Genomic DNA, 11,746 nt, shown 5'->3' with positions numbered 1-11,746 from the left:
GTCATGTCAAGAAAAACAGCATCCGCGTCGCGGCCGATGCCGCGACGCGGAAAAAGAAAGTCGTCTTGCAGCGCTTCTCGTTACGCCGCGCGCACGCCCGCGACGAAAGCGCTGACTTCGTTTTCGAGCGATTGCAGCTTCTGCGTCAGGCGGCCGCTCGATTGCAGCACGAGGCCTGCGGCCTGGCCGGTCGCCGCGGTCGCGTCGCTGACGCCGGAGATGTTCTGCGAGACCTGGTCGGTTCCGGAGGCCGCCTCCTGCACGCTGTGTGCGATCGCCTGCGTCGCGGCGCCCTGCTCCTCGACCGCGGCGGCGATCGATGAGGAGATCTCGTTGACCTCCATGATGGTGGCACGGATGCTCTCGATGTTGCCGACGACCTGATTGGTCTCGGCCTGGATCGCCGTGATCTGAGCGCCGATCTCATCGGTCGCTTTTGCCGTCTGGCTCGCCAGCGACTTCACTTCGCTCGCAACCACCGCAAAGCCCTTGCCGGCTTCGCCCGCCCGCGCCGCCTCGATCGTGGCGTTGAGCGCGAGCAGATTGGTCTGCGAGGCGATCTGGTTGATGAGGTCGATGACCTCGCCGATCTTGTGCGCGGCCGCTGCCAGCCCCTGCACGGTGTCGTTGGTGCGCTGACCGTCGGCGGCGGCCTTGTCGGCCACCGTCGCGGCCTGTGCGACGCGCTGGCTGATCTCCGAGATCGAGGACGACAGCTGGCCGGCGGCGGAGGCCACCGTCTGCACGTTGCTCGAGGCCTGCTGGCAGGCGGAGGCGACGAAGCTCGCGCGGTCGGTCGCCTTGTCCGCGGTTTCCGACATGCCCTGGGCTGCCTGCTGCATCGCGCGCGCCTCGTTGAAGACGTCGCGGACGACGGCCTGAACGCTCGCCTCGAACTTGCCGGCGAGATCGGTCATCGCCTTGCGCTTCTCGCCGTCGGCCCGCTGCTTCAGCTCCTGCTGCTCGGCATGCATCCGCCCGACGGCCGACGCATTGTCCTTGAACACGGCCAGCGCCTTGGCGAGCCCGCCGACCTCGTTGTTGCGGTCGGTATAGGGCACCTCGAACGCGCTGTCGCCGGCGGCAAGCCGCTCGGTCAGCGCGGTGATTTTTGCCAGTGGCCGGGTCACGCTGCGGCCGATCACGAAGGACGCACCGAGGACCAGGACCAGCACGGCGAGACAGACGTAGCCGAACGTCGTCGCAGCCTGGCGGAACACGGCGTCGACATCGTCGAGATAGATGCCGGTGCCGATGATCCAGCCCCAGGGCGCAAAGCCCTTCACATAGGAGATTTTCCCGACCGGCTGGTCGAAGCCGGGCTTCGGCCAGAGGTAGCCGTAGAAGCCCGCGCCCTGCTTCTTGACGACGTCGACGAAGCCCATGAACAGCGCGTTGCCGGCGGGATCCTTCATCCCGGACAGATCCTTGCCGTCGAGCTCCGGCTTGATCGGATGCATGACCATCTTCGGGGCCATGTCGTTGATCCAGAAATACTCGACCTTGTCGTAGCGCAGGCTCTTGATCTCGGCGATCGCGGCGGCCTGGGCCTGTTCGCGCGGGAGTTTCCCGTCGCTCTCGAGCTTCTGGTAGTGGGCGAGGATGCCGTAGCCGACATCGACCATCTGCTGCGTCTTGGCCTGACGATCGGCGACCATCTGCGTGCGCAGGGTCGACAGCGCGATCGGCACGAGGGCGATCATGCCGAGAAGGCTGATGCCGACAATCAGGACCAGCTTGAAACTGATGCGGGAGAAAATCATCGGAGCTCACGAAATTTGGCGGGACAGACATGCCAATTTATCCCGATCCTCTTAGCAAAGCTTTAAGCATTCGGGTTCCCCAAGCGGCCGCCGAGGCCCGGCCGCCGCGCACGGCTTTCGCGCCCTCGCGGCGCCGCGCCCGTCTTCGAATATAAACCTCTTCAAAACTAGAAGACCTCGATATCGCCCCTGCGAGCGTTGACTTGGGGCGGGCTCCGGCAGAACGATCGATGCAGACAATCAGCGCCAGCTGTGGCGTGAGCGCAGCCAAGGGCCAGAGGTTTCATGCATCAATCGACATCATCAGGGTCTGTCGATCTTCCCGCGCTCAGTGCGGCGGAACGGCTCTTCATCTGGGGATTCCGGGCCAAGGCACGCAGCGGCGGCGCCGTTCCGACCGCAGCCGATGTCCAGGAGGTGTACGACCATTTCCGCGTGGGCGATGCCGTGCTCTCGCTGGAATCCATCATCGAGATCTTCGCCTGCACGGCCCACACCGCGATCGAGGTGCACTGCCCGACCTGTCCGCGCATGTCGGACAGCGAGCGCGGGATTCTGCAGGCCATCGCCGCGGCACAACAGGATCGCATCGACATCGTGCGCGAACGGTTCGAGAGCTGGCTGCCGCCGGTCGGCGCCGATTGGGCGCTGGCGCCCGTGCGGGGTCTCGCCACGATCTTCCGCATGGCTGGTCTCATCCTGCCCGACCGGCAGGTGCGATCCTTCGACCATGACCGGACCATGGCGATGAAGAGCTGGCTGGTCGGAAGCCCGACATTGCACTGACGAGATCGGTCATGACCCCGGATATTTGCGGTTCTGTGCCGGACGCCGGCCAATCGCGGCTCTGTCCGCTCCAGGCCGCGCTTGGAGCGCGCCCCTGCGTCGACAGCTACGATGATTTCTGCCGCGTCGCGCTGTCGCTGTTCCGCTTCATCGGAGCGGCCTACACCACCGGCGCCTCCGATTGCTGGGAGGCCGCCTATCGCTTTGCCGACGAGGCGCCTGGCATTGCCGACAGTCCGCTGCTGGTGGCGCGGGCTGCCGCGCTGGTCAGAATCCTGCGCAGCGGCCGGCCATGCGAACTGTGCTTCATGCCGCCGTCCTGTCGTCGGCTGTCGAAGGACGAGACGGAATTGATGCGGTTGCTGGCGGTCGCGCGCCGCAAGCAGCCGGGCGAGCTCGAATCCATCGTCTGCGCGTTCGTCGGCTCGGGCAAGGAAGCCGCGGCGACACGGGCGGTCAACGCGCTTGCTCTGTGCTGACATCTAGCCGCCTTTCCTGCCGAGCACGAGATCGATGGTGTGCGCGGCGATCTTGCGCAATTGCGGCTCGTCGCCGAAGGCACGTTCGAGCACGGCGAGGCCGCGCGTCACGGTGACGATGTGCAGCGCCGCGGCCGCGGCATTGCCGTTGAACTCGCCGCGCTCGGCGCCTGCCGACAACGTGTCCTGAACCAGTGCTGTGATACGCGAAATAAGGCCCGCAAAGACCTGGCGCGCGTCTTCGTCCAACCCCTCGCCTTCCGCGGCGCCGAGCTCCATCAGCCCGCGCGTGGTCGGACAGCCGCGCGGCGGCGTGCCCGAGCGGAAATTGGTGATGGTCAGATCGAAGAACGCGGTGAGGCGCTTGCGCAAGGAGCCCGTCCCGAGCGCCTTCTGCAGCGCTGCGAGATAATCCCCGGCATAGCGTTCATAGGCCTGCAGGAACAGCGCTTCCTTGCTGCCGAAGGCGTTGTAGAGGCTGCCGCGCTGGACGCCGGCATCGCGCGCGATGTCCGACAGCGAGGTGCCGCGCACGCCCTTGCGCCAGAACTGGTCGAACGCGATGCGCAGGACCTCGTCATGATCGAATTCGCGCGGCCGCAAGCTCGGCTCCTTTTGGAAGTATTTGACACGACGTCAAGAACATGCTTTCTCGACATCGTGTCAAAAACCAATTGGAATTGATAGTCCGTTTCAACACTGGGCCGAACAGCGGCGCACGCATTCGCCCTGCTGGTCGGGCCCGCATGCAAAGGGACGCGCGATGCCTCTGCTCCACATCTCGATGCGCGCCGGCAAGCCGCAAGCCTACCGGCAGGCGATTCTCGACGGCCTCTACCGCGCCATGCGCGAGGCGCTGAGCGTGCCCGAGGGCGACGAGTTCATGACCATCAGCGAGCACGAGCCGGCGAATTTCCGCTGCGGCAATGCCTACGGCGTCGCGCGCAGCGACGACGCGGTGCTGATCCAGATCACGGTGTTCGCCTCGCGCACTCCCGAGCAGAAGAAAGCGCTGTACCGCCGCATCGCCGACCTGCTCGGCGAAAGCCCGGGCATCCGGCCCGAGGACGTGTTCGTCAACGTGCTCGACGCCCCCGCGGAGAACTGGTCGATCGGAAACGGCGTCGCCCAATTCGCGTGAGACGGCACAGACTGCAGCTTCATTCGGCAACGCACGCCTCCATGATGCCGTCGAGCTCGGCCTTGGAGAGCACCCCGAGCTCGGCGATGAACACGATGCGCGTCCGCGGTACGCCCGCCGCCGGCGCATCGCCCGGGGCCAGCGTGGCGCGGCCGGCGGCGAACTGAAACACCATCTGGCGTCCCGGCTGCTCGACCGTCTCGAACAGGCCTTTGGCGCGCGCCAGCTTCGGCGCCAGCTTGCCGATGGCCTGCTGCAGGCGCGGCAGCGAGATCGGGCGGTCCGAGGTCCAGCTCAGCGTCTCGAAGCGCTCCTCTGCCGGTCGTTTCGGGCCCGGATCACGCGGCGCGGGCGCACGCTCGACGTTCGCGGGGAACAGCAGCGCGGACGGAATCTCGCCATGCCGCGCCTCGACCACCACGGCGGGAAGGCGCAAGGCGCGGATGGCCTGACGCATCCGCGCACCCGCGCCCTCTTCCGCCAGATCCAGCTTGGTCAGCGCCACGATATCGGCGACGCGCAATTGCGAGCGCTGGAGGGCATCGTCCAGAGCGGCCGGCGGTGTCGCGGCGTCGATCACGCACAGCACCGTCTCCAGCGGCGCCTCGCGCAGGATCACGGGGTCCATCAGATTGCGGACGATGTCGGCGGGATCGGCAACGCCGCTGGTTTCGATGACGATATGTTCGGGCTTCGGATCTCGCCGCAGCAGTGTCGAGAGCGTGCGCAGGAGATCGCCTTCGAGCGAGCAGCAGATGCAGCCGTTGGCGAGGCTGACAACGCCGTCGCTGGCGCCCGCGATCAGCTCCGCATCGATGTTGATGGCGCCGAAATCGTTGACGATTGCGGCGATCCGCCGTCCCTCCGCATGCGCCAACAGATGGTTCACGACCGTGGTCTTGCCCGCCCCCAGAAAGCCCGTCACAAGGAGAATGGGGACCGGCATGGGTCAACCCCCGACGACGGGGCGGCGCACCGGCTTACCCGGCCGCGCCGCGAGGTCCAGCACGCCGTCGCTGATCAGCACCTCGCCGCTGACCACGAGATGCCGCACGCCTTCGGAGGGACGGTTCATCGCCGTGAAGGTCGCACGGTCCGAGAGCTTCTCGTAGTCGAACACGACGATGTCGGCGTCCGCGTCCTTCGTCAGCCGGCCCTTGGCGCGCATCGCCGGCGTGCTCTGCGACAGGATTTCGGCCGGGATCAGCGCGCATTTGCGCACGCCGTCGAGCAGCGACACGGTCTTGCGCTCGCGCACCCATTCGCGGATGAATTTCGTGAAGCAGCCGGCCGAGCGCGGATGCGAGGTGGCATCGTCAGGCAGCGGCCAGGCATCGCCGGTGTAGGTCTTGCCGTCCGACGTCGTCCACGGCATCGCGTCGGACGCGATCGCGCCGCCGGGATACAGCACCGACATGTCGAGCAGGTCGCGGTGATGCGCATTGTTATCGATGTCGAGGATGTGCCAGAGCACCAGCGAGGACGGCTCTTCGGCCTGCGCCTTCAAGAGCTCCTCGCGGTCATGGAAGCGATAGCCGTCGGTCACGCGCTGCACGGAATCGTAGCCGGTGCCGTTGCGTTCGACGAATTCGGGGTCGCTGAAGAAGGCGGCGGCCAGCACGGTCGAACCGGTGCCGTAAGGATAGGCTTCGACCGTGATGGGCAGGCCCTGCGCCTGCGCCTTCGCGATCAGCACGCGGCAACGCTCGACGTCGGTCTTGCTCGACGAATTGAAATGGCAGATGTGCATGTGCGCGCCGGTGGCGCCGGCATAGCCGATCAGGCGAATATAGGCTTCCACCGCGCTCTCGGGGTCGATGCGCGACATGAAGGCGACGTGGGTGAAGGTCGGCACGTCCTTGGCGGCGGCGAGCTGGCAGACCGCGGTCAGCTCCTGCACGCCGGCGCCCGGCGCGTAGGCATTGAGGATGCCGACGCCGATGCCGCCTTCATCGAGACCGCGCGAAAGACGCTCGAGAATGCCGGCGACCTCCGCATCACTCGCCACGTTGTCCATCCAGCGGCGGTCGCGCATGGCGTTGCCGAACGCCTCCAGCGAGCTCTCCGCATTGGAGCCGGTCATTGCGCCGATGCGCGCAAACGCCCAGTTGGTGGCGGCGCCATAGTTCAGCACGCGGCCTTTTCTCGCCTGGCGCTCATACCAGGACCCGACCGGCAGCACGCCGGCCTCGAGATCGAGCGTCGTCGTCACCCCGTCGAACGCCTGCATGCGGTCCGCCGGAATGGATTGGCCATGGGCGTGCAGGTCGATGAAGCCGGGGGCGACCACGAGCCCGGTCGCGTCGATCACCCGCTCGGCGCCGCCGAGGCCCGTGCCGACCGCGGCGACCTTGCCGTCCACCACCGCCACGTCGCCGACGGCGTCCATCCCACTCGCGGGATCTACCACCCGGCCGCCAGAGATCACCAAGCCGCTCATATCGTCACTCCCTCCACCTCGAAATCGCATCAAGGCAGATTCCGGAAGCGACGACCACCTCCACTGAAGCCGACGCATCATGCTCGCACGGAAGGTCATCTGGCAGGCAACCCGCGGACGCGCGCCCGCGTCCTCGCGGCATGTTTTGCCCGAGTGATGCTGCTCTCCTCACCCTCTCGAAAGAAAGGGCGCAGGGAAGGCCGGGCGCCGGCTGGCACCCGTATAGACCCCCGTGCTGAACAAATGCACACGCAATGCACAGGGGAGACACAGGGCAGCCGATACCAGGCCTTCCCTGCGCGATGGTTTGACGGCCAATATGCCGCGCTCTCCCGGGAGCCGAACTTTCCTTCTGGCCTCCCTCGCCCCGCGAATTGGATGATGCAGTCTGCCCGGTTGGGCTCGCTCGCATCTCCGCGAAAGGCTTGACCGTAGCAACGACGGCCAGGACCACACGGTTTCGCCGTACGCAGGGGCGCCGTTCGTCTTCGCGGGTCACGCTTGCTCACGAGATGACCTCGCCCTGCACGCGCAAGCTCCGCCTTTAACGCCGCCCGCGTCCACCGCAACTCCCCGCCCGCGTTCGAAACGACGTACGACCGCCCCTTTGGTGGGCTGGGATGGCCGACACATACGACAAATCCGAATTTCGGTAAAGTAGAATATTTTTGTGAGGAGGGGTTGACAGAACTTTGGCCTGTTTCGCTTTACGGGGCGGGGCCTACGCGGCGAAAGCCACGGAGTAAGCCTTGCGCGATTGTGCACGCTCCACGCGATCGGCATCATCGGCTGATGCGGCACCTGTTCGAAGGCCATGACTTTTGAACCGGCCGCGAAGCGGCTCCGCCGTCTTCTCGCCTGCATTGTCATTCAGTGAGCTAGGCGGGGCGGCCTGAGGTGGGCAAAGTTCCCAAAGGTTCCCAGTGATCGTCCGACGTCCTCAGCAACGCGACTCCCGTCATTCCGTTTCGCGCCGCGCTTTCCTCGGCGGGCTTATGTCGGCAGGAAGTGCCGTCGCACTCGGCGGATGCGCTGGCCTGGGTGCAACCGGCGCGCGCTTCGACGCGTCGTCGCTCTCGCTTGACCCGACAGTGCTTGTCACCACCACGCGCAAGCCCGTCAACGGCGCCCGTGCCAAACCCTGGTTTGGGCCGGAACGCGCGACGGCCATGACGGTCGCGCGGGCCAAGCTGGCGGCGCCGGACGAGAGCCGTTTGTCCCTCGCCTCCGTTGGACTTGGCGACTGGCGCCTTGATCGGGTCGAACCGGTGCCGGCCGACGCTGGCGATCTCGCCGCGCAGGCCGGGACAGGCGACGTGCTGATCTATGTGCACGGCTTCAAGCAGACATTCGAGACGGCCGTGCTGGACGGCGCCCATCTCTCCGATGGCATCAAGTTCCGCGGCCGGACGATGGTGTTCTCCTGGCCCTCCAAGGCCGGCCTGTTCGACTATGCCTATGACCGCGACAGCGCGATGTGGTCGCGCGACGATTTCGAACGCGTGCTCTCCGCGCTCGTGTCGGCGCCAAGCGCCGGCCGCGTGCACATCGTCGCCCACAGCATGGGAACCATGCTGACGCTCGAAAGCCTGCGTCAGCTCCATGCGCGATACGGCGACACCGTCACGAGCAAGATCGGCGCGGTCGTGTTTGCCGCGCCCGATATCGACATGGACGTGTTCTCGTCGGCGATCCAGCGCATCGGTCCGCTGGCCGGCAAGATCACCGTGATCGCCGCGACGAACGACCGCGCACTCGCGCTGTCGGGCCAGATCGCAGGTGGAATGACCAGGGTCGGCGCCGCCGAAAAGGCCGTCATCGCGCGGCTCGGCGTGCGCGTGGTCGATGCCTCCCAGGAAGGCTGGGGCATCATCAACCACGATCTGTTCCTGTCGAATTCGGAGGTGCAGAAGGTGATCCGCCGCTCGATCGACGGCACGACGGCGTGAGAGAGTGGCTGCGCCGAGCCATGCGAAAGCTGGCTCCTGAGCATCGTCGTCGCGGCTACGAGGGGAAGGCGGCCGAATTCTGGGGGTGGCCGACGAAATGGCGCTCCCCGGGCCCTTCCGAAACACCTCGTTGTTGGACGCGGTATGGACGTTTTGTTAGCCAGAATTGGCGCTTGACCTCATCTGGACTACGACCTTCCCCTTGGCTCGCCCCTTTTCGAGATACGCCAGCGCCGCCTTCGCCTGTTCGAACGGAAATACCTTGTCGATCACCGGCCGGATGCGCTCGGCCTTGAGAAGCTCGCCGATCTCGGCGAGTTGGCTACCGTCGGGATGCACGAACAGGAATGAATATTCCGCGCCAATCTTGCCGGCATGGCGAATGATCTTGCGGCTCAGCAATCCGAACAGGAACACCATGAAGAAGTTCATCCCTCGGGCGCGCGCGAACGCGGCGTCCGGTGGCCCGATGAGCGAAGCTATCGTGCTTCCCGGCTTCAGGATCCGAAGCGATTTTTCGAGCGCATCGCCCCTGACCGTGCCTAGCACGGCGTCGTAGTCCCGCAGCACGTCCTCGAATTGCTGTGTCTTGTAGTCGACCACCTCGTCAGCCCCGAGGCTGCGCACCAGATCGACATTTCCTGTGCTGGTCGTCGTTCCCACCCGGGCTCCGAGATATGTCGCGAGCTGGATCGCAAAGGTGCCGATCCCGCCGGCGCCCGCGGGGATGAACACCTTCTGATGGGGCTTGAGACGCATGCGCTCCTTGAGCGCCTGCCACGATGTCAGGCCGACCATCGGGATCGAGGCCGCCTGCACGAAGTCCAGGTTTGGCGGCTTGAGCGCGGCGGCATGCTCCGGCACGCGCGCGAATTCGGCGAGAGCACCGGTTCCGAAATCGAAGATGCTGGCGAAGACGGCATCGCCCGGCTTGAAGCGGGTCACGCTGCTTCCGACCTCGACGACGACGCCCGCAAGATCACTGCCCAGCGTTGCCGGCAGCTGAAACTTGAGGATGGGCTTGAATGTTCCTTTCGGAATCATGTTGTCGATCGGGTTCAAGCCCGCGGCGTGAACCTGGACCAGAATTTCGTTCGGCTTGGGCGTCGGCCGGGGAATTTCAGCCAATGCGACCTGATTCGGCTTGCCGTAACGTTTGAAGACAAGAGCTTTCATCTTCCCTCTCGGTCCGAAGGTTCCTTGCAGTCGCGGTGGCAAGTGGCCGCGCGTACGCCGGTTGTTGCGGTCAGAAGGCCCGGGCGGTGCGGGCGGACTGCGACGCCCGCACATCAAGACGCAGGTCTTTTCGTATGCCGGCATCCACCAAGCCGACTGGCGCAAATCGCCGCAAGAATCGCAGGCGCTTCGCGAGGCTGCCAGCCGCGTACCGGACTTGCGGCCGCATCGCGCTCGCCGCCTTCAGCACGGTCTCGGCCACTACGGCCGGCTGTTCGGCCGTTGCCATCACCTCGTTCACCTTCTTGGTCACGCCCGCGCGCGCCTCGCGATATTCATCGAGCTTGGCATCGGGCTCCAGGAAGTTCGCGTCGAACGGCGTCTTGGTGTACGCGGGCTCAATCACCGAGACCCGAATGCCTCTCGTGCGCAGTTCATGGTCGAGCGACTCCGAGTAGCCGGCCACCGCGTGCTTGGTTGCGGCATAGAGCGCGCCATACGGCATCGGTAGAAAGCCAAGCACAGAGCCGATGTTGATGATGCGGCCACTCCCCTGGCGTCGCATGTGTGGCACGACGGCCCGCGTCATCCGGATCAGCCCGAAGAAGTTCGTGTCGAAGATCGCTCGTGCCTGATCCATCGAGCTCTCTTCCGCCCCCGCAGGGGCAACACCAAAGCCGGCATTGTTCACGAGCAGGTCGATGCGGCCCTCGCGCCGTATCACTTCGCTGACGGCTGCTTCTACCGATGCATCGCTGGTCACGTCGAGTGACAGCATCTCGAACGGATGCTTGCCAGCCTGTGTGCCCCGCCTGCTGGTGCCAAACACGTTATAGCCGGCGTTCGCAAGCCGCTCCGCCGTGGCCTGTCCGATTCCTGACGAGGCGCCGGTCACCAGCGCGATCTTCGGTTCAATCCTGTTCATAAGCCTCTCCGGCGCCACCACTCGGCTAGAAACATTTTGATTACGATCGTAACTATTGATATACATGACGACCGTAATTATAATTGTCAAGCCCCGTGATTGAGGACCAGCGAACATGCGCGTTTCAAAAGAACAGGCGGCGAAGAATCGCGAGCGCATCCTCGATACCGCCTCCCGCCTGATGCGCGAGCGCGGCATCTCCGGCGTGGGTGTCGATGCTCTTGCCGAGGCGGCCGGGATGACACACGGCAGCCTGTACAGTCAGTTCGGTTCCAAGGAACGGCTCGTCGAAGAAGCGGTGGCCTACGCGATCGCGGCCAAGGCGCAGGAATTGCCCGAGGCCTTTGCTCTCGACGATTACGTTTCGGACTACCTCTCGCCGGCCCATCGCGACGATCCGGCAAGCGGCTGCCCCTTTGCCGCCCTGGCTTGCGAGATGTCGCGCCAGAGCCGCGGCGTGAGAGAGCGCTTCACGGCCGGCGTGCGGGGCGCGATCGCTTTCCTGAGCGGCCGAATGGCCTCCACGCTGAAGCCACGGCAGAGTAGGGACAAGGCGCTCGCCGCCACCGCCTCCCTGGTCGGGGCCTTGGTCCTCGCCCGGGCGGTGAACGATCCCAAGCTGTCGGACGAGATACTTCGCGCGACGAGGAATTCGCTATCGGGGTGACGGGGCACTCAATTCACCGCTAGTCGAAGCTGCGAATGCAGCAGCTGCCACTGATTGCATTTCCATGGGAGGCGAGATGGTCTGTCTCGCCTTCGCGCAATCATCAGAATTACAAGTGACAGTGTACTCAATTGGATTTCCATAATGAGCCAGCTCTCCGCTATCGAGTAGCGACGATGGAGCGAATTGAGTGCACTGTCACCATAATTGCGCCCGACATCGACATCGATCGCAGGCGGAATGACGCGGGTCGGCGCCGCCGAGAAAGCCGCCATCGCCCGGCTCGGCGTGCGCGTGGTCGATGCCTCCCAGGAAGGCTGGGCATCATCAACCACGACCTGTTCCTGTCGAATGGGGAAGTGCAGAAGGTGATCCGCCGCTCGATCGACGGCACGACGGCGTGAGGGAGCGGCTGTGCCA

11 protein-coding genes and 1 pseudogene are annotated in these 11,746 nt (G+C 65.3%); 6 read left to right on the top strand and 6 right to left on the bottom strand.

Annotation, left to right across the window (positions count from 1 at the left end; all coding sequences use genetic code 11):
- Positions 1–80: 80 nt before the first annotated feature.
- Complete coding sequence (locus CIT37_RS08325; protein ID WP_095426749.1) at positions 81–1,763, bottom strand: methyl-accepting chemotaxis protein; 1,683 nt, start codon at positions 1,761–1,763, stop codon at positions 81–83.
- A gap of 285 nt (positions 1,764–2,048) precedes the next feature.
- On the opposite strand from CIT37_RS08325, the gene CIT37_RS08320 reads away from it, so the two are divergent.
- Together CIT37_RS08320 and CIT37_RS08315 are read left to right on the top strand one after the other, a co-directional pair.
- Positions 2,049–2,549, top strand: a complete 501-nt coding sequence (locus tag CIT37_RS08320; RefSeq protein ID WP_028140445.1) for a hypothetical protein — start codon at positions 2,049–2,051, stop codon at positions 2,547–2,549.
- A gap of 11 nt (positions 2,550–2,560) precedes the next feature.
- Positions 2,561–3,028: a hypothetical protein gene (locus CIT37_RS08315; RefSeq protein WP_028140446.1), complete on the top strand. Its 468-nt coding sequence runs from the start codon at positions 2,561–2,563 to the stop codon at positions 3,026–3,028.
- A gap of 3 nt (positions 3,029–3,031) precedes the next feature.
- Here the strand turns inward: CIT37_RS08315 and CIT37_RS08310 are convergent, their stop codons facing one another.
- Positions 3,032–3,631 carry a TetR/AcrR family transcriptional regulator gene (locus CIT37_RS08310; protein WP_028140447.1) on the bottom strand — a complete coding sequence of 200 codons (600 nt, stop codon included), beginning with the start codon at positions 3,629–3,631 and terminating at the stop codon, positions 3,032–3,034.
- Positions 3,632–3,791: 160 nt separating this feature from the next.
- Between CIT37_RS08310 and CIT37_RS08305 the strand changes: the two genes are divergently transcribed.
- Complete coding sequence (locus CIT37_RS08305; protein WP_028140448.1) at positions 3,792–4,169, top strand: tautomerase family protein; 378 nt, start codon at positions 3,792–3,794, stop codon at positions 4,167–4,169.
- Positions 4,170–4,188: 19 nt separating this feature from the next.
- On the opposite strand, the gene CIT37_RS08300 is transcribed toward CIT37_RS08305, so the two are convergent.
- Complete coding sequence (locus tag CIT37_RS08300) at positions 4,189–5,115, bottom strand: CobW family GTP-binding protein (RefSeq protein WP_095426750.1); 927 nt, start codon at positions 5,113–5,115, stop codon at positions 4,189–4,191.
- 3 nt (positions 5,116–5,118) lie between these two features.
- A complete protein-coding gene (locus tag CIT37_RS08295; RefSeq protein WP_095426751.1) occupies positions 5,119–6,609 on the bottom strand; it encodes an amidohydrolase family protein in 1,491 nt (496 codons plus the stop codon).
- Between the two features lie 995 nt (positions 6,610–7,604).
- On the opposite strand from CIT37_RS08295, the gene CIT37_RS08290 reads away from it, so the two are divergent.
- On the top strand, positions 7,605–8,558 hold the full coding sequence (locus CIT37_RS08290) for an alpha/beta hydrolase (protein ID WP_049801859.1): 954 nt from the start codon (positions 7,605–7,607) through the stop codon (positions 8,556–8,558).
- Positions 8,559–8,714: 156 nt separating this feature from the next.
- Here CIT37_RS08290 and CIT37_RS08285 read toward each other — a convergent pair whose 3' ends face one another.
- Together CIT37_RS08285 and CIT37_RS08280 are read right to left on the bottom strand one after the other, a co-directional pair.
- Positions 8,715–9,734, bottom strand: coding sequence for an NADP-dependent oxidoreductase (locus CIT37_RS08285; RefSeq protein WP_028140452.1), 1,020 nt, complete (start codon positions 9,732–9,734; stop codon positions 8,715–8,717).
- A gap of 70 nt (positions 9,735–9,804) precedes the next feature.
- Positions 9,805–10,659 carry an oxidoreductase gene (locus tag CIT37_RS08280; RefSeq protein WP_095426752.1) on the bottom strand — a complete coding sequence of 285 codons (855 nt, stop codon included), beginning with the start codon at positions 10,657–10,659 and terminating at the stop codon, positions 9,805–9,807.
- A gap of 115 nt (positions 10,660–10,774) precedes the next feature.
- Between CIT37_RS08280 and CIT37_RS08275 the strand changes: the two genes are divergently transcribed.
- Positions 10,775–11,326, top strand: coding sequence for a TetR/AcrR family transcriptional regulator (locus tag CIT37_RS08275; protein ID WP_028140454.1), 552 nt, complete (start codon positions 10,775–10,777; stop codon positions 11,324–11,326).
- A 219-nt stretch (positions 11,327–11,545) separates the two neighbouring features.
- Positions 11,546–11,730: pseudogene (locus CIT37_RS40180) on the top strand (hypothetical protein); the annotation flags it as partial.
- Positions 11,731–11,746 lie beyond the last annotated feature (16 nt).

The organism is Bradyrhizobium ottawaense (genome assembly GCF_002278135.3).
Lineage (GTDB): Bacteria > Pseudomonadota > Alphaproteobacteria > Rhizobiales > Xanthobacteraceae > Bradyrhizobium > Bradyrhizobium ottawaense.
The sequence above is the reverse complement of the archived record's forward strand: the minus strand, read 5'-3'. Positions and strand labels throughout refer to the sequence as shown.

Coding starts and splice junctions, on each gene's coding strand:
- CIT37_RS08290 (WP_049801859.1), top strand. CDS start 7,605: ATGTCGGCAGGAAGTGCCGTCGCACTCGGCGGATGCGCTGGCCTGGGT.
- CIT37_RS08300 (WP_095426750.1), bottom strand. CDS start 5,115: ATGCCGGTCCCCATTCTCCTTGTGACGGGCTTTCTGGGGGCGGGCAAG.
- CIT37_RS08285 (WP_028140452.1), bottom strand. CDS start 9,734: ATGAAAGCTCTTGTCTTCAAACGTTACGGCAAGCCGAATCAGGTCGCA.
- CIT37_RS08315 (WP_028140446.1), top strand. CDS start 2,561: ATGACCCCGGATATTTGCGGTTCTGTGCCGGACGCCGGCCAATCGCGG.
- CIT37_RS08320 (WP_028140445.1), top strand. CDS start 2,049: ATGCATCAATCGACATCATCAGGGTCTGTCGATCTTCCCGCGCTCAGT.
- CIT37_RS08280 (WP_095426752.1), bottom strand. CDS start 10,659: ATGAACAGGATTGAACCGAAGATCGCGCTGGTGACCGGCGCCTCGTCA.
- CIT37_RS08295 (WP_095426751.1), bottom strand. CDS start 6,609: ATGAGCGGCTTGGTGATCTCTGGCGGCCGGGTGGTAGATCCCGCGAGT.
- CIT37_RS08305 (WP_028140448.1), top strand. CDS start 3,792: ATGCCTCTGCTCCACATCTCGATGCGCGCCGGCAAGCCGCAAGCCTAC.
- CIT37_RS08325 (WP_095426749.1), bottom strand. CDS start 1,763: ATGATTTTCTCCCGCATCAGTTTCAAGCTGGTCCTGATTGTCGGCATC.
- CIT37_RS08275 (WP_028140454.1), top strand. CDS start 10,775: ATGCGCGTTTCAAAAGAACAGGCGGCGAAGAATCGCGAGCGCATCCTC.